The sequence below is a fragment of the Massilia sp. Root335 genome (assembly GCF_001425685.1).
Lineage (GTDB): Bacteria > Pseudomonadota > Gammaproteobacteria > Burkholderiales > Burkholderiaceae_D > Telluria > Telluria luteola.
Window position 1 is genome coordinate 307 of the sequence record NZ_LMCY01000015.1, and the last position, 21,493, is coordinate 21,799.

A 21,493-nucleotide genomic window follows, 5' to 3' on the forward strand; every position below is an offset into this window, starting at 1 on the left:
TTCGTTTTTGCAAAGCTTCGGACATTGGCACAGCTTCCATGGTGGGTTGGAGGGATGAAACACTCATTATCGTAAAGAACGGCTATACTGTCCAATATATGGATCGTTTTGAATCCATATCTAAAACAGATACCGGCATGGAACTACGACACCTGCGTTATTTCATCGCGGTCGCGGAGGAAGGCAACGTCACCCGGGCGGCCGAGCGGCTCGGGATCGGCCAGCCGCCGCTGAGCCAGCAGATCATCGCGCTCGAGCGCGAACTCGACGTGCAGCTGTTTCACCGCACGGGCCACGGCGTCGTGCCGACCGAAGCGGGCAAGACGCTGCTCATCGACGCCAAGCGCCTGTTGAACGACGCGCAGGACGCGTTCCTGAATGCGCAGCGCGCGGGGCGCGGCGAGACCGGCCACCTGAACCTGGGACTGACCGCGTCCGCGACCTTCCACCCGATCGTCAGGTCGCTGATCCGCGCGTACCGCAGCGCCTATCCCGGCGTCGGCCTCACGCTCACCGAGGACAGGTCGGCGCGACTGCTGGAATTGCTGGCCGACGGCAGGCTCGATCTGGCGCTGCTGCGCCCCGGCACGCATTCGTTCGCGGGCGTCGCGCTGCACCAGATCGCCAGCGAACAGTTCAAGGCCGTGCTGCCGGTCGCGCACCCGCTGGCAAAGCGGCGCAGGATTCCGTTGTCGGCCCTCGCCGGCGAACCGTTCATCCTGATCCCGCGGATCGCGAGCCCGATGCTGCACGATGAAGTCCTGTCGGCGTGCCGCCAGGCCGGATTCGAACCGCTGCTGGGCCAGCAGGCGCCGCAGCTGTCGTCCGTGGTCAACCTCGTGTCCGCGGAGTTCGGCGTGTCGATCGTGCCGGCGTCGGTCGGCCAGATCCACGCGGAAGGCGCGGTGTACGTCGACATCACCGACGCCAAGGCCGTCACGCAACTGGCGCTGGCCTCGCGCGAAGCGGATGCGTCGGCGAAGGTGAACAATTTTCTCGCACTGGCGAAGCACACGAGCATGGCGGCCGCGCGCCGGGCTACCGAAGGACCGGCCGGAAAGAACACGGCGCCGCGCTGAAGGCATGTGCGCGGGCTACGCCGCCACGCCAACCGATCACCTTCGTGAGCAAAACGGTTTTTTTGCGCCACCGCCGCAGAACGCGATTACACTGCGTTCACAATTTATTAAAGACCGCACGCGGACGTCCCAGTCCCGGCCAAGGAATCCACCATGAAGCCAGCGCTCATCGCCGCCGCCCTCGCATTCGTGACCGCCCACGGCCTCGCGGCCGACTTCAACGTCCGCGACTACGGCGGCAAGGGCGACGGGGTGACGCTGAACACCGGCGCGATCCAGCGCGCGATCGACGCGGCCGCGGCGCAGCACGGCACCGTCGTGTTCCCGGACGGGACCTACCTCACCGGCGCCATCTTCGTGAAATCCGGCGTGACGCTGAAGCTCGACAAGGGCGTCACCTTGCTGGGGTCGCGCAATCTCGACGATTATCCCGTACTGCCGTCGCGGATCGCCGGCATCGAGATGCGCTGGCCGGCGGCGCTCGTCAATATCTACCGGCAGGCACACGCGGCGATCGTCGGCGCGGGCACGATCGATGGCGACGGCAAGGTGTTCTGGGAGCGCTACTGGGCGCTGCGCAAGGCCTACGAGCCGCGCGGCCTGCGCTGGGCCTCGGACTACGACGCGGGCCGCCCGCGCCTCGTGCAGGTGTACGACTCTTCCGGCGTGAAGATCGGCGGCGGCCTGCAGTTGCGCCGCTCCGGCTTCTGGACGGTGCACGTCTGCTATTCGGACGACGTGACGGTGGACGGTGTCACGATCGACAACAACGAGGCAGGCCACGGGCCGTCCACCGACGGCATCGACATCGATTCCTCGCGCAAGGTGGTCGTGGCGAACGCCGACATCGCCGTCAACGACGATGCGCTGGTGCTGAAGGCGGGCCGCGACGCCGACGGCCTGCGCGTGAACCGGCCGACCGAGGACGTGGTGATCCACGACGTCAAGGTGCGCTATTCGAAGGGCGGCATCGTGTTCGGCAGCGAGACCTCGGGGGGCTTTCGCAACATCGAGGCGTACAACCTGGCGTTCGACCAGAACACGCCGGTCGGCATCCTGTTCAAGTCGGCGCACACGCGCGGCGGCTGGGGCGAGGACATCCGCCTGCACGACATCACGATGCATGGCACGCCGGTCGTCATGCGCGTCAACATGAACTGGAACCCGGCGTACAGCTACGCCAGCATTCCGCCCGACGTGAAGGATGTGCCGGCGCACTGGAAGGTGATGGCGACGCCGGTGCCGCCCGACAAAGGCATCGCGCGCTTCCACGACGTGAAGATCTGGAACGTCAAGGCGGCAGGCGCCAAGACCGCGTTCGAGATCGCCGCGTTCGCGCAGGCGCCGCTGCAGCGCTTCAGCTTCGACGGCATCGACATCGAAGCCGCGAGCGGCGGCTACATCCGCGACGCCCGCGACTGGCGCTTTTCCCGCACGACGCTACGCCTGCCCGCCGATGCGCCGGTGGCGCTGGGCCGCGACAGCCGCGTGGACGGCCTGCCGCCGGGTTCCTTTACCGTCGCCGCACAGGAGAAGCAGGGATGATCCGGTCCATCAACAAGGCCGCCGCCATGGCTCTGCTGCTTGCGCTGGCCGATGCGCACGCCGCGTCGGTGTCGGCGTCTGCCCCGATCGACCGCCGCGCCCTCGTCGAACGCCACGATCCGCACCTCACGGCGATCGACCCGATGGCGCCGCTCAGCGTGGGCAACGGCCGCTTCGCGTTCACGGCCGACGTGACGGGCCTGCAATCGCTGCCGGACCTGTACCACGACAAGGGCACGCCGACCGAGACCCAGGCGCGCTGGTCCTGGCACGAGGACCCGAACCCGCACGGCTACAAGCTGGCCGATGCGAACCGCGACTACACGGCCTGGGGCCGTACCGTCGGCTACCCGACCAACACGAAAACTGCGGCCGGCCAGTGGCTGCGCGAGAACCCGCACCTGCAACCGCTGCCGCAGATCGGCTTCGTGCTCGCGGGCGCCGGCGCGCGCAAGCTGACCGCCGCCGACGTGACCGGCGTCGACCAGCGCCTCGACATGTGGCGCGGCCGCCTGGACAGCCGCGTGCGGCTGCTGGGCCAGCCCGTGAGCGTCAGCAGCGCCGTCGATCCGGACAGCGATACGCTCGCGCTGCGCATCCGGTCGCCGCTGCTGGCCAGCGGCCGCATCGCGGTGCGCATCGCCCTGCCCTATGGCTACACGATGGCCGACCACCACAACCCGCCGCTCGACTGGTCGCACCCGGACGGGCATCGCACCCGGGTGCTGGCGCAGACCGACCGCACGCTGGTGCTCGAACACGTGCGCGACGCCGCGCGCTACGCGCTGACGCTGGCGAGCGGCACGCCGTTGACGATCGCGCATCCCGGCGCCCACGTGTTCGAGATCGCGCCCAGGTCGGGCGACACGCTGGAGCTGACGATCTCCTTCGCGCGGGAGGGCCGCCCGGCCGCGCACGAGGCGGCCGCCGTCGTCCAGGCCAGCGGGGCGTACTGGGAGCGCTTCTGGCGCAGCGGCGCGGCGGTCGATTTCAGCGGCAGCACCGACCCGCGCGCGGCGGAACTGGAACGCCGCGTCGTGCTGTCGCAATACCTGACGGCGATCCAGCTGGGCGACACGACGCCCGCGTCGGAAAGCGGGCTGACGACGTCCACCTGGTACGGCAAGCACCATACCGAGATGGTGTGGTGGCACACGGCCCACTTCGCGCTGTGGGGCCGGCCCGAATTCACGGCGCGCACGCTGGACTGGTTCCGGCGCACGCTCCCGCAGGCCCGCGCCGTCGCGCAGGAGCGCGGCCTGCAAGGGGCGCGCTGGATGAAGATGACGGGCCCCGAAGGCCGCGAAAGCCCGGGCGGCAATCCGCTGATCGTGTGGAACCAGCCCCATTCCATCCACCTGGCCGAGCTGCTGTACCGCGACAATCCGACGCGCGCGACGCTGGAGCGCTACCGCGACCTCGTGTTCGAGACGGCGCAGTGCATGGCGTCGATGCTGCACTGGGACGCCGCCAACAAGCGCTGGGTGCTCGGGCCGCCGCTGTGGATCGCGCAGGAGATCTACGACCAGCGCACCAGCATGAATCCGACGTATGAACTGAGCTACTGGGCGCGCGGCCTGGAGATCGCGCAGGAATGGCGCGAGCGCCTCGGCCTGGCGCGCGATCCGGACTGGGAAAACAAGCGCACGCACTTGTCCGCGCTGCCGCAGAAGGACGGCAAGTACGTGGCGCTGGAATCGCATCCCGACACCTGGGACAACGTCGACAGCCGCCACGACCACCCGTCCTTCCTGATGGCGCTGGGCCAGTTGCCGGGCGACGGCGTCGACCGCGAAACGATGCGCCGCACGCTGCACGCGGTGCTCGCGAGCTGGGACTGGAAGACCAAGATCTGGGGCTGGGACTACCCGATGATCGCGATGACGGCGGCGCGGCTGGGCGAGCCGGAAGCGGCGGTCGGCGTGCTGCTCAAGTCGGACGGCCCGAACAACGGCTATACGCAGGCGGGCCACAATCCGAACACGAAACTGCCGGTCTACCTGCCCGGCAACGGCGCGCTGCTGGCCGCCGTGGCGATGATGGCGGGCGGCTGGGACGGCGCGCCGGCGCATCCGGCGCCGGGCTTCCCCACCGACGGCAGCTGGGTCGTGCGGGCCGAAGGCTTCAAGCCGCTGCCATGAGACGCCGCCGCTTCCTGCATGGCGCGACGGCCGCCGGCGCGCTGCTGGCCTCCCGCGCCGCCGCGGCGGCCACGCCGGCGCCGGCGCCGGACGATCCGTGGCAGCGCGCGCAACGGATCGTCGAGCGCTGCATGCGTCCCCTCGTCTTCCCCGACCGCGATATTCCGATCACCGCGTTCGGCGCGAAGCCCTGCGCGCTGGTGCCGGCAACATCCGCCTGGCGCAGCAGGCGCAGAGACGTGCTGACGCCCGCGCCCGGCGCCGCCGACTGCTACCCGGCGATCGCCGCCGCCATCGCCGCGGCCGCCAAGGCGGGCGGCGGCCGCGTGCTGGTCCCGGCCGGCAGCTGGTACTGCAAGGGGCCGATCGTGCTGCGCTCGAACGTGCACGTGCACCTGGCGGCGAACGCGCAGATCTATTTCAGCGCCGACCCGGCCGACTACGCGAAGTACGGCGACATCGACTGCGGCCCGGCGGGCCGGCTGGTGCTGTCGCGCTGGCAGGGCAACGACCTCCTGAACTATTCGCCGCTGGTGTACGCCTTCAACCAGACCAATATCGCGCTGACGGGCGCGGACTGGACCAGCGTGTTGAACGGCCAGGCCGGCGTCGACGTGGGCGCCGGCACGGGTCCGTGGTGGGACTGGGTCGACCGCAAGGAAGGCCGGGTCAACGCGGCCACCGTGAATCCGCTGAACGCGCCGCTGGAGAAGGTCGCACCCTGGCTGACGGCGGACCAGCGCGCGCTGGTCCAGGGCACGCATCCGCGCTGGAACGGCGATCCGCGCTACCTGCCCGCGCTGTCGGAAGCGGGCGTCCCGGTCGCGCGCCGCGTGTTCGGCATCGGCCATTACCTGCGGCCTTGCATGATCGAGCTGATAGGCTGCAGCGACGTCCTGCTGGACAACTACCAGGTGGTCGACGCGCCATTCTGGCAGCACCACCCGGTCGCGTGCCGCAACCTGCGCATCAGCCGGGTGAACATGGAAAGCCTGGGGCCGAACAACGACGGCTTCGATCCCGAGTCGTGCGATACGGTGCTGGTCGACCGCTGTACCTTCAACACGGGCGACGACTGCATCGCGATCAAGTCCGGCAAGAACCGCGACACGCAATACGGCGCCACGCGCAACGTGGTCATCCAGGACAGCGTGATGAACAGCGGCCATGGCGGCATCACGCTCGGCAGCGAGATGGCGGGCGGGATCGAGCATGTGTACGCGCAGCGCATCGAGTTCCGCAACGCGCACTGGGCCACCGAGCCGCTCGGATCGGCGATCCGCCTGAAGGCCAACATGAACCGCGGCGGCTTCCTGCGCCACCTGTACGTGCGCGACGTGACCGTGCCGAACGGCGTCGACGCGCGCCCGCGCCCGGGCATCGCCACCGGCGGCGGCGCCATCGTCACCATCGACTGCGACTACGCGGCCGGCGACGACGCCGTGCGCACGCGCCCGACCGCCGTGTCGGACATCCACATCGCCAACCTGCGCGCGGGGAACGCGCCGATGGCCGACGGCGCGTTCTCGTGCCGGCAAGCGGTGGTGATCCTCGGGCCGGTCGCGTCCAGCTTCAACGGACCGGCCGGCACGCCCATCCCGCCGGTGTCGAACGTGACGCTCACCGATTGCGACTTCGGCACGCCGCGCAACGGCAAGGAACCCATCTACCTCCACAACGTCCGCGACGTCGTGCTGACCCGGGTGACGATCGCCGGCAAGCTTGTCGACAGCCCCTGAAAAAATCTTGAGGAAATGTTCATGGCGTTCGTCTTAACAGATAGGGACCACGGATGAGCAACCGCATGGATAACGAAGTCATTGACTGGCTGACAATAAACTTTCTGCCGCACGAGGCGGAACTGCGCGGCATGCTGCGCCGCGTCTGCGTCAACGCCGCCGAAATCGACGACGTGATCCAGGAGACCTGCTACCGGATCCTCGTCATGCCGGACCTCGGCCATGTCCTCAACCCGAAGGCTTTCGTCTTCCGCACGGCGAAGAACATCGTGCTCGACCGCATCCGGCGCGATGCGGTCGTCAGCATCGAAACGATGGCCAACCTGGAGGAACTGGACGTCGCGGATACCGCGCCGTCGCCGGAGCGCGTGGTGTTCGCGCGCGAGGAATTGAAATGGGTGTTCGGCCTGATCGGCAATTTGCCGGACCGGTGCAAATCGGTATTCCGCGCACGCCGCGTGCACGGCATGTCGCAGAACGAGACGGCGGAAACGCTGGGCCTGACCGACAGCGTCGTCGAACATGAAATGATGCGCGGGATGCGGCTGATGTCGGAAATGATTTCCAGGCACGGCATGGCGCGGGCCGACGGCGAACGCCCGGCCGCGGCACCCAAACGTGCGGTAAAGACGAGCAATGTCAGAGATCGATAACGAAGCCTTCGCATGGGTCGTGCGACAGCGCATGCGCGCATTGGACCGCGCGGACACGGCGGCATTCGACGCGTGGTACGCGGCGGATATCCGCCACCGGGGCGCGTACGCGCGGGCCCTGGCGATCGACAACGCGATGCATATCGCGACCGGCAACCAGGTCGTTCCCGCTGCGGACAAGACGCGCGGCCGCGTAGGGTCCCGGCGGCGCAACCTGGTGCTCGGCGGCCTGGCCGCGAGCATGGCGGCGGTGGCCGGCACGTTCGGTTATGCGGCGCTGCACCAGGGCACGGTCCTGAGCACGGCGAAAGGCGAATTCCGCCGCGTCCCGCTGCAGGACAAATCGATCGCCAGCATCAACAGCGGCAGCCAGATCGAAGTTGCCTTTACCCGACACCAGCGCAGGATCAACCTGCGCAAAGGCGAAGCGTGGTTCGAAGTGGCCAAGGATAAATCGAAGCCGTTCATCGTCGCCGCCGGCGATGCCCTGATCCGCGCCGTCGGCACGGCGTTTTCCGTCCGGCGGCTGGCGTCCGGGTCGGAGGTGCTGGTCACGGAAGGCACGGTCGAAGTCTGGAGCCGCGACGGCACGGCGGCGCGGCGCCTGGTCACGGCGGGCGAACACGCCTTCCTGGCCCCGGACGCCAAGGCGATTCCCGTGACGCGCCAGCCCGACGAGGTGAACCGCCGCCTCGCCTGGCGCGAAGGCAAACTGGTGCTCACGCGCCAGACGCTGGGCGAAGCGGTGGCCGATTTCAACCGCTACAGCCCGCGCACCATCGTCATCGTCGATCCCGCGCTGCAGGACAAACGCCTGATCGGCCAGTATCAGCTGGATGCGCCGGAATTGTTCGCGCGGGACGTCAGCCTGATCCTGGATGTGCCGGTCGAGATCACCACGGAAAGGATTCTTATCGGCCGCGCGCACGACGCCGGCCGGCGCGCCATCTGATTGCGGGATTGCGCATCACCCTTCGGCTCCTCCACGGACCCGGCGTGCCGCAAGGCGCGCCGGGTCTGTTTCGTTTGCATCCATCGAGGCTCCGCTCATGTTGTTGAGCGAATGAATCCGGCACGCGGCACGTCCGAGGAAACCGGAGCGCCGTCCGTCTTTACTTGTAACGGGGCAGCATAGTTCCGCATCCAGGTGAAGCCAGGAGAGAGACATGACCCAACTGCATGACTACATCGGAAGAGCAGGCATCGTCGTCGCCATGAGCATGGCGGCGCATGCCGGTGCCGCGCATGCCGAGGACGTGCCGCAGCCGTTCAACATACCGGCCGGCGCGGCGACGCACTCCATTCCCGAATTCGCGCGCCAGGCCGGCATCAATATCCTGGCCTCGGCCGATATTCTGGACGGCGTGACGACCAATGCACTGGTGGGCACGTTCGTCATCTCCGAAGCAGTCGACCGGCTGCTCAAGGGCACCAGCCTGATCGGACGGATCGGCGCGAGCGGCACCGTCGTGATTCTGAAACGCCCCGCGGGTACACGCGACAACGCGTCGAGCGGTTCCAATATGACGGAGGAGACAATGACAAAATCTGGCATTCCCAGCCAACGAAAGGCGACCTGTTGCGCGGTATCGGCGGCGGTCATGATGATGGGCGCGCCGCTGGCGCATGCGCAGGCCCAGGGCGTCGACCAGCCGGCCCAGGCGGCCGGCGACGCCGGCGCGGTGAAGCAGGTGAAAGTGGTCGGCACCCGCGCGTCGCAGCAATCGAGCATCGAGCGCAAGAAGAACGCGGCCACCGCGATCGATTCGATCGTCGCCGAGGACGTGGGCGCCCTGCCCGACCGGAACGTCGGCGAGGCGATCTCGCGCATGGCCGGCATCGCGCTGGACCGGGGCGACTTCGGCGAGGGCGTGACGGTGGCCGTGCGCGGCAACGGCCCGGAGCTGACGCGGGTGGAACTCGACGGCCAGGCCGTGCAGTCGGCCGGCGGCAGCGACATGAACGGCGGCGGCGACGGCCGCGGCATGGAATTCCGCCAGTTGTCGGCGGACCTGATCAAGAGCGTGGACGTGGTCAAGGGCTCGACCGCCGACATGACCGAGGGCGCCCTCGGCGGCGGCATCCAGATCAAGACGCGCACCGGCCTCGATTTCAAGAAGCCGTTCGCCTCGCTGCGCCTGGCCGGCAGCCAGAGCAGCTTGAACAAGAAGTGGGAACCGGACGCCAACCTGATCCTCGCGGACAAGTTCATGCACGGGCGCCTGGGCGTGGTGCTGAATGCCTCGACCACGACGCTGGACAACGAAGGGCACCTGGCCCAGGTGTCGGGCAGCAACCAGGGCTATTACCGCCTGTACGACTTCGACAACTCGCCGCAGAAGACCTTCAGCTTCCAGCCGGGCACCGTCAACACGGCCGACGCGGCGACCGGCAACCCGATCCTGTCCTCGCCCCTGATCGGCGGCGGCAGCTTCAATTCGGCCACGCCGCTCGACCTGATCACCCGGTCGGCCGCCGCCCAGAGCAAGGCCGACTGCATGGGCGCGTTCCCCGCGTTGAGCGCGGCGCAGTTGAACACGATCGTGTCGGCCAACCGCACCGCGGCCCAGACGCAGCGCACGAATGAGCTGAACACCTGCCTGAACCAGTGGAACGACTACACCCCGTCGGGTCCGCGCTACGTCGTCAGGCGCGAGATCGACCGCCGCCAGAACCTCGACCTGCGCGCCGACTTCAAGGTGAGCGACGAGCTGACGGTGTACGCCAAGGGCAGCTACAACAAGCGCCACGACGACATCAATTCGCTGTCGTTCTCGATGGGTAATTTCAGCGTGCAGAACGGCGCGACCAACGTCGAACCGGGTTCCGCGGTGGTCGACGCCAACCACCACCTGCTGAAATACACGTTCGACAACACGAACAGCAACGGCGTGGCCAAGACCGGCCAGAGCCACGGCATCGGCGTCACCACCGCGCGTTACCTGCAGCTGGGCGGCGCCTTCAAGCGCGGCGGGCTGACCTCGGAATTCTTCGTCGGCGACGCCCGGTCCGATTTCAAGAAGGGCGTCAAGGACCTGACACTGAACGACTACTACGGCTCGGGCACCCTGCAAGTGCTGCCGAACGGCCTGTGGGGCTACAGCTTCCCGGGCTTCAACCCGACCGACAACTCGGACCTGTCGCGCTTCGCCAAGCTGTATCCGCGCGGCGCCAGCGGGGCCGTCCCGCTGAGCACCTACATCACCACGGCCACGCCCGCGTACACGGCCGCCCAGCAGAACGCGGTCACGTCCTCGCCGAACCTGACCTGGGTCCCGACGATGTACTTCAGCGAGGAGCGCACCGCGAAGCTCGACGTGACGTGGGCCACGCCGGAGTCCATCCCCTTCTTCAAGCGCTTCAAGACCGGCTACAACCTGCGCGACACGCGCAACGACAACTGGAACATCAACAACGGCGGCTACATCCTGCGCAATGCGGTGGGGAGCTACGGCAAGCCGGGCTATGTCGAACCGCTCGTCATGCCCTCGCCGACCCTGCGCAGCACGATGTACGGCTGCGCCGACACGCCCGGCTCGCTGGCGCCCGGCGGCAACAAGTGCGTGTACGGCTGGATCCCGAAAGGCGACATCCGCCAGATCCTGGACGGCGCCTCGGTCATGACCACCGACCAGTTCATGGACATGCTCAAGCAGGTCATGACCCTGAAGGCCACGCCCACGCAGTTCTTCAGCGGCGCCAGCGGCCGGCCGGCGGGCCTGATCGACAACTGGACCCAGATCGACGTCGAGAAGCTGTTCGGCATCCTGAACATCCCCAACACCAACTTCGACTGCGTCAAGCAGTGCACCGCCAACGACGGCCAGCTCCACGACCAGCCGGCCCAGCACCTGAAGGAACGCACCGATGCGTTCTACCTGATGGGCGACTTCGGCCTGGACCACATCCCGTTCACCGACCGCCCGCTGCCGTTCGGCTGGGAACTGGACGGCAACGTGGGCGTGCGCTACGTGCGCACCAAGGTCCACGGCACCGGCATGATGAGCTTCACGTCGATCACCAAGACGGCCAGCTTCGACCCGGACGTGCCGGACGCGGTGGGCGGCACCGTGACCAACACGGTACAGCAAAGCACGGTCACGGACGCCAAGACGTCGGACGTGCTCCCGAGCCTGAACCTGGCCGCCTGGGTCATGCCGGACAAGCTGGTGCTGCGCTACAGCGCGGCCAAGACCGTCGCGCGGCCGCCGGTGTCGCGCCTGCTGGCATCCGGTTCGTGCACCTACAACGAGGTGCTGGCCGGCCAGGGCGAAGACCCGCAGAAATGCTCGGGCACCGTGGGCAATCCGGCCCTGCAGGCGCAGAAGAACATCAACCAGAACCTGTCGCTCGAATACTATCCGAACAAGGATACGATGTTCACGATCGCCGGGTTCCGCCAGCAGGGCAAGGTCGGTCCCGCGATCGCGCAGGGCGTGTCGAAGTCGCCGCTGTTCGCCAACACGAACCTGATCGATCCGGTCTCCGGCGCGTCGCTGGGCGACCTCCTGTTCAACTACTCGACCTGGATCAACGGTTCCACGACGGGCCGCAAGGGCCTCGAGTTCAGCACCAAGACCGCGTTCACCTTCCTGCCCTGGTTCTTCCGCTACACCGGCTTCGACGGCAACTACACGAAGATGCACTCGGCGACGACGACGGCCAACATCGTCGACCTGCTGACCGGCGTCCCGCTGCCGCCGCAGAACGAGTCGAAGTACACCTACAACGCGGCCCTGTGGTACGACGACGGCCGGCTGTCGGCGCGGATCGCGGTGCAGGCCGTCGGCTCGCACTTCAACTGCATCGCGGCCTGCGGCGGGTCGACCAGCATGCTGAACTACCCGAACGTCGGCGGCGGCCGCATCGGCATGCCGTACAACCCCGGTTCGCCCAACTTCACGGACGCCACCCGCTTCATCGACGGCAAGATCTCGTACAAGATCACGCCGGCGGTCGAGGTCTTCGTCGAAGGGCGCAACCTCGGCAACGCGACCACCTCGCACAGCCAGGGCGCGTTCACGCCGTTCGCCGACGGCACCGCGAACCTGCTCGATTACGCCTATTCCGGCCGCCGCATCATGGTCGGCGTGAACTTCCGCACCCTTTGACCAGAAAGGTATCGCCATGCGATTCAAGAATCCAACGCGGCTGGCCGTGGCCTGCGCCCTGGCGCTCGCCGCCCTTCCCGGCTTCGCCCAGGTGCCCGCCTTCCCGGGCGCCGTCGGCTTCGGCGCCAGCGCGACCGGCGGCCGCGGCGGCGCGATCGTGCACGTCACGAACCTGAACGACGCCGGCGCCGGCTCGTTCCGCGACGCCGTGAACGTCCCCAACCGGATCGTCGTGTTCGACGTGGGCGGCTACATCGTCCTGAAGTCGCCGGTGTCCGTCCAGGGCAACATCACGATCGCGGGCCAGACCGCGCCCGGCGACGGCGTCGGCATCATGGGCGGCGAGGTCTCGCTCAGCAACAAGTCCAACATCATCGTGCGCGGCCTGCGCGTCCGCCAGGGCAACCTCGATCCGCTGACCGGCAAGAGCGCCATCGGCGCGTCGAAGACGACGAACTTCATCCTCGACCATTGTTCGATCGAGTACGGCCAATGGGATTCGTTCGACGCCGTCAAGGCCGTCGACTTCACCGTGCAGAACACGATCATCGCGAATCCGATCGGGCAGCAGTTCGGCGCCCACGTCGAGGGCGGGCCGTCCACGTTCTACCGCAACCTGTGGGTCAACGGCCATAACCGCCAGCCGCTCTCCAAGGACAACACGCAGTTCATCAACAACGTCGTCTACGACTACCAGGCCGGCTACACGGTCGGGAATACGGGCGGGTACTTCTCGCACGACCTGGTCAACAATTATTTCGTCGCGGGTCCCGGCACGTCGACGACCAGCAATTACTACTACCAGGTGAACAACAAGCAGACCATCTACGCGGCCGGCAACTTCGCCGACACCAATCGCGACGGCACGCTGAACGGCAGCGCGCAGAACAAGGTGGGCAGTTCGATCCCGTCGGCCACGCCATGGGCGCCCGGGACCCCGGCGATTCCCGCGCTGGCGGCGGCCGACGCGTATTTCAACGTGACCGCATCTGCGGGCGTCTGGCCGCGCGATCCGGTCGACCAGGTCGCGGTGAGCGACACCCTGTCGGTGGGCACCCGGGGCAGCCTGACCAAGAACCAGGCCAGTACCGGCCTGCCCAACCTGGGTTACGGCATCCTGAACGGCGGCACGCCGCTGCCTGACCTGAACGGCGACGGCATCCCCGACTACTGGGCGCAGGCCTACGGCATCGGCACGAACGACCCCGCGGCCGCCGGCGCACCGTTCGGCACGTCCGGGTACACGAACATCGAGGCCTACGCGAACAGCCTGATCCTGCCCGACCTGTGGACGGCGCAGGACATCGGCGGCGCCGCGCCGGCGGGCGCCGGCACCTACGATCCGCTCACGCAGACCTGGGTCCTGACGGGCGCCGGCAGCTTCGACCAGGCGCAGTTCGCGTCGCGGCCGTGGACGCCGGACGGCATGGTCACCGCACGGATCGACGCCCTCGGCGCAGGCCAGGCCGGCGTGATGGTGCGCGGCGCCACGGGCGCACAGGCCGCGTTCGTGGCCCTCGTCCTCGACGCGTCCGGCACGCTCAAGCTGCTGTCGCGCCCCACCGACGGCGCCGCGACGGCCACCGTGCAGGGCACCGGCTTCGCCGCCGGCACCTGGCTGCGCCTGCGCCAGGGCGGCGACACGTTCACGGCGTCCACGAGCGCGGACGGTGTCGTGTGGACGCCGTTCGACGCCGCCCACGCGACCCTCGCGGCGAACGCGCGGGCCGGCGTCGGCGTCGCGTCCGGCGACGCTGGCGTGCGCACTGCCGCCACGCTGTCGCACGTGGCGGCGGGCGCGGGCTTCTACCAGGACGTGACGGCCAGCGTCAAGATCACCCGGTCGGGCTTCACGCTGAACCGCACGAACGGCATGTGGAACGGCACCGTGACCTTCACCAACGCGTCGGCCGCGCCGTTGTCCGGCACGCTGCTGTTCCGCCTCGATGCGCTGACCGGCGGCGTCACGCTGGCCAACCAGGCCGGCAGCGACGGCGCCGCGCCGTTCCTCGTGCTGCCCGTGTCCGCGCTGGCGCCGGGCGCATCGGCGACCGTCGCCACCAGCTTCCTGAACCCGGCCCGCGCGGCCATCGGCTACGTCCCCAAACTCTACACCGGCACGCTCTGAGGAGACCGTCATGCACATCCTGAAATCGCTGCTGCTGCGCACCCTGCTCGCCGCCGGCACGTTCGCCGCCGCCGGCTGCGCCTGCGCCAACCCGCTGTACCACGTGACGGTCGATACCCGCACGCTGCCGGGCACGGGCGGCTACGTCGACTTCCTGTTCGCCGGGCCCTTATCTCCCACCTCGCCCGCCGCGCCCACCGCCACCGTCGCCCGCGTGACGGGGGCGTTCGACGACGCCGCCAACTTCGCATGGGGCAGCCCGCACGGCACGCTGGCCTCCAGCCTCGTGCTGGGCAACGGCGACGAGTACGGCGCATGGCTGGGCTTCGGCGGCATCCTCGCGTTCGACGTGGCGTTTGGCGGCATCGAGGCGCCCGGCGCGTCCGGCATGGATCTCTCGGTCGCCCTGCTGGGCGCCGACCGGTTCAGCTACGCGCCCGGCACGAGCGGCAACGTGGTCACGTTCAGCCTGCAGCCCGGCCAGGCGGACGGCGTGACCACCGACGCCGCCCTGGCCGGCGTGACGCCGCTGCCCGAACCGGCCGCACTGGCGCAGATGGCGACCGGCTTCCTGCTGCTCGCCGGCGCGCTGCGGCGCCGGCGCCGCTGAACCGGGCCGTTTTTTTCGTCTCCTTTTGGCTGTGTTCGCGATGGGTGCGCGCGCACGGCCTTTTTTCTTGATCGCGCATGAAACGACTCGCTTCCCTGCTTCCCATCGCCGTCTGCCTGGGCCTCGCCTTCCCCGTCCACGCCGACGAATCGCCCGAGACCCGCAACGCGCAACTGCATCCGAACCTGCGCGGCCAGGTCGCCCGGCCCCTGCGCTACCACCCGGATGGCGCGGACTTCGTGATCGACAACGGCACCGAATTCTTCAACCGCTCGCTGTACGGCGGCAACGATGCGTTCCGTGTCGACGGCGGCGACCGCCCCGAGTTCTCGCTGTACCTGCCCGGCCGCGGCGGCAACCTGCGGCTCGGCCTGCGCACGGCGGCCGGCACGCTGTGGCTGCACAACGCCGCCGACGTCGGCATGCGCTACCGCCCCGGCGAACTGCTGTACGACATCGCCGACCCGCTGCTCGGGCCGGAGGGCCGCATCCACATCGCCGCCGTCGCGTATGCCGACAGCCAGGGCCTGGGCGTTGAAATCCGCGGCGCACACCTGCCCGCTGGCGCGGAACTGGTGTTCGCCTTCGGCCCCGGCAACGGCCAGAAGGGGCAACGGGGCGGCGACATCGGCAGCGAGCGCGTGCCGATCAGCGAGTTCTTCCAGTTCGTGCCCGACTTCGCGCGCGACACGCGCTACGACGTGGACGACCGCGGCTTCGTGGCCGCCGGCCGGCGCGCGACGATCAGCGCGACGACCGGCAGTCCCGCGCGCGTGCGCCTGGCCGACGCGCGCCTGTGGAACGATCCCGCGGCGCTGCTCGCGTCGAGCCCGGGCGCCGGCCCGGCGGTGGCGGTCGGGACGCTGCCGCTGGGCGACGCGGCCATCGATCTCGCGCTGCAGGTCACGGGCGCCGCATTGCCGCCGCGCTTCGCCCCCGCCGACCTGGCCCCCAGCTTCGAAGCCGCCCGCAAGCACTTCAGCGAACTGCGCGAACGCGTGCGCATCGACACGCCCGACCCGTGGCTGAACGCGGCCATGGGCGCGCTGAACGTGGCGGCCGATGCCGTCTGGGACGGCCAGCAGCACGCCATCATGCACGGCGCCATCGCCTGGCGCATGAAGCTGCTCGGCTGGCGCGGCCCGTATGCGCTCGATGCGCTGGGCTGGCACGAGCGCGCGCGCGCCAACTTCGGCGTGTGGACAGAGCGCCAGGACGTCTCCCCGATCCCGGCCGCGCCGCCGCCGGCCGATCCGCGCGCGAACCTCGCGCGCAACGAACCGGGCCTGCATTCGAACGGCGCCATGAGCAGTTCGCACTACGACATGAACCTCGTGTTCGTCGACGCCCTGCTGCGCCACCTGCTGTGGACCGGCGACGTCGCCTACGCGCGCGCCGTGTGGCCCGTGCTGGAACGCCACCTCGCGTGGGAGCGGCGCCTGTTCCGGCGCGAATTCGGGCCGGACGGCCTGCCGCTGTACGACGCCTACGCCGCGATCTGGGCCAGCGACGACCTGTACTACGACGGCGGCGGCGTGACCCACGCATCGGCCTACAACGCGTGGCACAACGAGATGGCGGCCCGCATCGCCGCCCTGATCGGCAAGGATCCCACGCCGTACCGGCTCGAAGCGGCTGCCATCCGGCGCGCCATGCGCCGCGAGCTGTGGATGCCGGCGCGCGGCGCGTTCGCCGAATACCGCGACGTGCTGGGGCGCCGGCTGCTGCACCCGAGCTACGGCCTGTGGACCTTCTATCACACCATCGATTCGCAGGTGCCGACCGCGTTCGAGGCGGCGCGCATGGCCGCGGACCTCGACGCCCACCTGCGCGCGATCCCCGTGACGGGCCCCGGCGTGCCCGCCGACCGGCCCTACCGCGTGCTGTCCGAAACGGATTGGATGCCGTATTCGTGGTCGATCAACAACGTCGTGTTCGACGAGAACCTGCATACGGCGCTCGCCTACTGGCAGGCGGGCCGCCCGGAGACCGCGTACGACATCGCCAAGGGCGCGGTGCTGGCCAGCCTGTATCTGGGGATCAGCCCCGGCAACATCGGCACGCTGAACTACCTCGACGTCTACCGGCGCGAAGCGCAGCGCGATTTCGCCGACGGCATCGGCGTGATGTCGCGCGCCATCGTCGAAGGCCTGTTCGGCGTGCGGCCGGACGCCCTCGCCGGCGTGCTGACCTTGCGTCCCGGCCTGCCGGCCGCATGGGACCACGCCGCGCTCACCCACCCGGACCTCGACCTGTCCTATCGCCGCAACGGCAACCGCGACAGCTGGACCGTCGCCCAGGCCGGCACGCGCTTCCGGCGCCTCGTCCTCGAGCTGCCGGCCCGCGGCGCCGGCGTGGCGCGGGTGACGGTCGACGGCCGCCCGGCCGCGTGGCAGGCCGTGCCCGACGCGGTCGGCGCACCCCGGCTGCGCATCGACCTGCCGTTCGGGCGCACCGCGGAGATCGAGGTCGCATGGCGCGGCGCGATGCCTGACGCGCAATCGGCCCGCGCCACGGGCGCCGCGCGCGACGGCTTCACGCAGGTGCGCGAGGGCGACTTCACCTGGTGGCAGGCGCAAGCCAGGCCCAAGCCGCCCGGCGTGTGCACGCTGGCGGGTCCGGACTGGATCGACGGCGCGCCTATCGCCGGCACGAGCGTCGACCTGGCGCCGTGGTTCAACGACCGCGTGACCGAGATCTTCAAGGCCGGCAAATACCGGACGCCGCGCGCGCCCCACGTCACGCTGGCCCTGCCCGCGCAAGGCATCGGCGCCTGGGCCGGCCATCTGAACGCCCTGCCCGCCATCGACGACGCCGGCCTGCGCGCGCTGGACGGCGTGCTGGCGCTGCCGAACGGCCTGCGCTTCGCAACGCCGGGCGGCACGGGGCCCAACATCGTGTTCACTTCGCAATGGGACAACTACCCGCGCGCCGTGACGATCCCGCTGCACGGGCAGGCGCGCCGCGCCTTCCTGCTGATGGCGGGGTCGACCAACTTCATGCAGAGCCGGATCGACAACGGCGAGATCGTGGTCGCCTATGCCGACGGCAGCGCCGCGCGCACCGCGCTGCGCAACCCGGACAACTGGTGGCCCGTCGAGCAGGACTACTTCGTCGACGACTACCAGTTCCCCCTGTGCGGCCGCCTGCCGGTGCGCGTGGACCTGCGGACGGCGCGCGTGCGCGTGCTCGACCCGGCCACGTTCAAGGGCAGCGGGCGCGAGGTCGCGGGCGGCGCCGCGACCGTGATCGAGGTGCCGCTCGACCCATCGCGCCGGCTGGAAAGCCTGACCTTGCGCACGCTCGCCAACGACGTCGTGATCGGGCTGATGGGACTCACGCTGGACGCGCCGCCAGCCAGCCCAGCGCGTTGAGCAGGAAGCGCGTCTGCAGCGGCGCCGCCATGTCCGGCATGCGGTGGAACAGCACCCTGGCGCCCGCCTTTTGCACGGTGAAGCTCGCGGCACCCAGGCGGCGGTCGTGGTCGCGGCTGTAGGCGGCGATCACGGCGACGCCCTCGCCGTCCACGATCAGGCCATTCGACGGCTGGCCCGGGATCTGGTGCCAGACGCCGGCGGCCATGTCGGCGGGGATGTCGGCGAACACGGGATGCGTGCGCAGGACGTTCCAGTTGCCCATCCACGGCGCGCGCAGGTCGCCGACCTGGCCGGCATAGTCGAACAGGCCGAGGCCGGACAGCTGCCGGGCGACGCCGTCCGCCAGGCCGTCTTCCGGCACCATCGCCAGCAGCGGCAGGCCTTGCCGGACCGCGGCCAGCACGTCGGGCGCCAGTTCGCCCGGGACCAGCTTCGGCTTCGCGCCCTTCTTCGGCGCGGCTTCGAGGCCGGTCTGGTCGCCGATCTGGCGCTGCACGATGTCGGCGGCCTTCAGGCCCGACGCGACCAGGCCGTCGTAAGCCGCGCCCGCCCGGAAGTCCTCGATTTCCACGCCGGGCAACGCCGCCAGGCGCTCGCGCAGGCCGCGTGCGATGCCCGCGACGGCGATGCGCAGCGTGCGCGCGGCCGGCGCGGCGTCCGTGCGCGTGACCCACAGGGCGCGCGCGAACGTGACGTCCGGCCGGCCGGACAGTTCGAGCCGCACGGTGTGCGGACCGGGCGTGGCGAACGGCGGCGTCTTCACGTGTTCGGCGACGAGGTAGCTGAACCGGTCGGCCACGTTGGCCGGCACCGCGTAATCGCCGACCCGCACCGACTGCCCGTCCGGGCCGGTCACGCTCAGGGTCAATGTGCCGGACAGCGGCTTGCCGGTGTCGTTGAGGAGCCAGATGTCCAGGTCCGCCGCCTCGCCCGTCGCGTAGGCGTAGCGGCGCTGCTTGGCGACCGGACGCACCGGCAAGAGGCTCACGCGGATCAGGTCCGGATCGGCGTGGAAGTAGCGCAGGTTGTCGACGATGCCCGAATGGTTTTCGATGGCCGTCGATTCCCAGCCGCTGATCGCGGCCATGTCGACCTCGTCGCAGATCCGGATATTCTCCAGGTAGTTCTGCCAGGCGTCGTACTGCTTCTTGCCGACCGCGAGGAAGTAGCTCTCCGCGGTCGGGAAGGCCTGGCGGAAGCCCCACTTGTCGAGGAAGGCGGCGGCGCCGTCCGCGATCGCCACGTGGTCCTCGAGGTCGTAGCTCTTGCCGCCGTGCCGGCGGATGTCCGCGATCATCCGGGGATGGTTGTCGCCGACCGCGCAGCCTTCCATCTCGCCGAATTCGACGATCGCGCCGGGCATCGTCTGGCGGTGGATGAAGTTCTCCTTGTCGGCATAGAATTTGTCGTACCACTGGTCGCCCGCGCCCTGGTGATTGACCCACCAGCCGCCGGCCTTCTCGACGTCCGAGCGATAGTAATGATCGTCGTAGGGCAGGAACATCGCCTGGGCGGCGCCGCGCCCCACGAAGCCGTCGTTGAGGATCACGCTGCGGCTGGGGTCGAGGTCGTGCATGGCGCGCAGGACCGCTTCGACGTCGGGATTGGCGAGATCGGCCGACACCTCGTTCTGCAGCGTGTAGTGGACCAGCGACGGATGCGAGCGCAGCGCGCGCACCATCGCCCTGCATTTCGACACCATGAAGTCGCGGCTGAACGCCTCGGCGGCGGACAGGCGCTCGCCCGGCTTGAGCGCCCTGCCGATCGCCATGCGCCCGGCGCCCGGTTCCATCGTGCGCGTCAGGCCCAGTTCGTCCTGGACGTCGAGCACTTCCGGCTTGCCCACGTTGCGGTGGAAGCTGAGCGAATTGAGGCCCAGCGCCTTCGCCGCCACGACTTCGCGGCGCGCCAGTTCCGGCGTCGGAAACAGGCCGTTATAGCCCCAGTATCCCCACGAGATGGCCGTGTACAGCTTGATGCGGCGGCCGTTCAGGCGGAACATCGCATTCTTGCCGATGCCCTCGGCGGCGAACCAGCGGAAGCCGAAGCGCACGGCGCGCGTGTCGACCGCCTTCCCCGCCTGCCATTGCAGGCGCACGTGGTACAGGTGCGGCGTGTCGAGGTCCCACAAGCGGGCGGACGGCACGTGCACGCGCAGGCGCGCCGTCGCGATGCCGGCGGCCGTGTCGAGCCGCTCGAGCGTGACGTGCGCCGGCACCTTGGCGCCCGTCGCGTCCAGCACCGTGGCACCCAGGTCGCCGGGCTTGACGGCCTGGCTGGCCGCGATCTCCGCGTGCACCGTGACCACGCGCGGGTCCGGCGTGTTGAGCACCCAGGCGTCGCGGATGCGGCCTTCGATCGGGTGCACGCTCAAAGAAAGGCCGCGGTCGATGCCGCCGAAGCCGTGCGAATGATAGAGTTTGACCTGGCCCCAGGCCGTGTTGTTCGAGTCCTTCCAGTCGAACCGTCCGCCGGGATTCGTGATGCGGATGGCCAGGCGGTTCGGCTGGCCGGGCTTCATGGCGGCCGTCAGGTCGCAGTCGATCGGCAGTTCCGACATGATCGAATAGCCGACCAGCACCTCGTTCAGGAACACTTCGGCGCGCATGCGGGCGCCGCGGATGTGCAGCCACACCTGCTGCCCCTGCGCCGACGCGGGAATGTCGATTGCCTTCCACCACCACGACACGCCGGGCACCGCGCCGTTCTGCGGCACCGGATCGTCCTCGGCATAGCGGTATTCGTCGGCGGTGTAGGGCCGCTCGCCGAACCGGGCCCAGAAGTGCTCTTCGACCGTCGTCGGCAGGGTCACGGCAAGGCCCTGCCCCCGGTACAGCGCGTCCCAGCCGCCCGTCGGCGGATTGACCGGCAGGGCCGGCATCGGCGGCACCTGCTCCGGCAGGTAGATGACATCCTGCTGCCATTGGGCGGCGCGGTCGAGCCACAGGGTCCATCCTTCGTCGGCGATGGCGTGCCGTCCGGCCGCGTCCACGCGCGCGCCATGATCGAGACCCATCGCGCGGACCGTACCGACCAGGCCCAGGGCTGCCGACATGCCCAGCATGCCGCGGCGGTTCATTGAAATCGACATCGTGCTTTCTGTTCCGTTA

The 21,493-nt window shown here is 69.3% G+C and carries 11 protein-coding genes; 10 read left to right on the top strand and 1 reads right to left on the bottom strand.

The window, feature by feature from the left end; all coding sequences use genetic code 11:
* Window positions 1-137 precede the first annotated feature (137 nt).
* From ASC93_RS10215 to ASC93_RS10260, 10 genes are all read left to right on the top strand, one after another.
* Entirely contained in the window at window positions 138-1,079 is a 942-nt protein-coding gene (locus ASC93_RS10215) for a LysR family transcriptional regulator (RefSeq protein ID WP_056440718.1), read from the top strand.
* A 153-nt stretch (window positions 1,080-1,232) separates the two neighbouring features.
* Window positions 1,233-2,624: a glycoside hydrolase family 28 protein gene (locus tag ASC93_RS10220; protein ID WP_056440723.1), complete on the top strand. Its 1,392-nt coding sequence runs from the start codon at window positions 1,233-1,235 to the stop codon at window positions 2,622-2,624.
* Complete coding sequence (locus tag ASC93_RS10225) at window positions 2,621-4,765, top strand: hypothetical protein (protein ID WP_229412672.1); 2,145 nt, start codon at window positions 2,621-2,623, stop codon at window positions 4,763-4,765. The genes ASC93_RS10220 and ASC93_RS10225 overlap by 4 nt, the downstream gene beginning before the upstream one ends.
* Window positions 4,762-6,504, top strand: coding sequence for a glycoside hydrolase family 28 protein (locus ASC93_RS10230; RefSeq protein WP_056440726.1), 1,743 nt, complete (start codon window positions 4,762-4,764; stop codon window positions 6,502-6,504). The genes ASC93_RS10225 and ASC93_RS10230 overlap by 4 nt, the downstream gene beginning before the upstream one ends.
* Before the next feature lie 65 nt (window positions 6,505-6,569).
* Window positions 6,570-7,157 (top strand): RNA polymerase sigma factor, encoded by a 588-nt coding sequence (locus ASC93_RS10235; protein WP_082547917.1) that lies wholly within the window; start codon window positions 6,570-6,572, stop codon window positions 7,155-7,157.
* Window positions 7,141-8,109 carry a FecR domain-containing protein gene (locus ASC93_RS10240; RefSeq protein ID WP_056440730.1) on the top strand — a complete coding sequence of 323 codons (969 nt, stop codon included), beginning with the start codon at window positions 7,141-7,143 and terminating at the stop codon, window positions 8,107-8,109. Before ASC93_RS10235 ends, ASC93_RS10240 begins: the two co-directional genes overlap by 17 nt.
* Before the next feature lie 214 nt (window positions 8,110-8,323).
* A complete protein-coding gene (locus tag ASC93_RS10245) occupies window positions 8,324-12,268 on the top strand; it encodes a TonB-dependent receptor (protein WP_056440732.1) in 3,945 nt (1,314 codons plus the stop codon).
* A gap of 16 nt (window positions 12,269-12,284) precedes the next feature.
* On the top strand, window positions 12,285-14,396 hold the full coding sequence (locus tag ASC93_RS10250; RefSeq protein ID WP_056440735.1) for a hypothetical protein: 2,112 nt from the start codon (window positions 12,285-12,287) through the stop codon (window positions 14,394-14,396).
* Window positions 14,397-14,406: 10 nt separating this feature from the next.
* Entirely contained in the window at window positions 14,407-15,006 is a 600-nt protein-coding gene (locus ASC93_RS10255; protein WP_056440740.1) for an NF038129 family PEP-CTERM protein, read from the top strand.
* A gap of 77 nt (window positions 15,007-15,083) precedes the next feature.
* Window positions 15,084-18,380, top strand: coding sequence for a DUF4450 domain-containing protein (locus ASC93_RS10260; protein ID WP_056440743.1), 3,297 nt, complete (start codon window positions 15,084-15,086; stop codon window positions 18,378-18,380).
* Here the strand turns inward: ASC93_RS10260 and ASC93_RS10265 are convergent.
* Complete coding sequence (locus ASC93_RS10265) at window positions 18,343-21,474, bottom strand: glycoside hydrolase family 2 TIM barrel-domain containing protein (protein WP_157201839.1); 3,132 nt, start codon at window positions 21,472-21,474, stop codon at window positions 18,343-18,345. The genes ASC93_RS10260 and ASC93_RS10265 overlap by 38 nt on opposite strands.
* Between the last annotated feature and the right edge of the window lie 19 nt (window positions 21,475-21,493).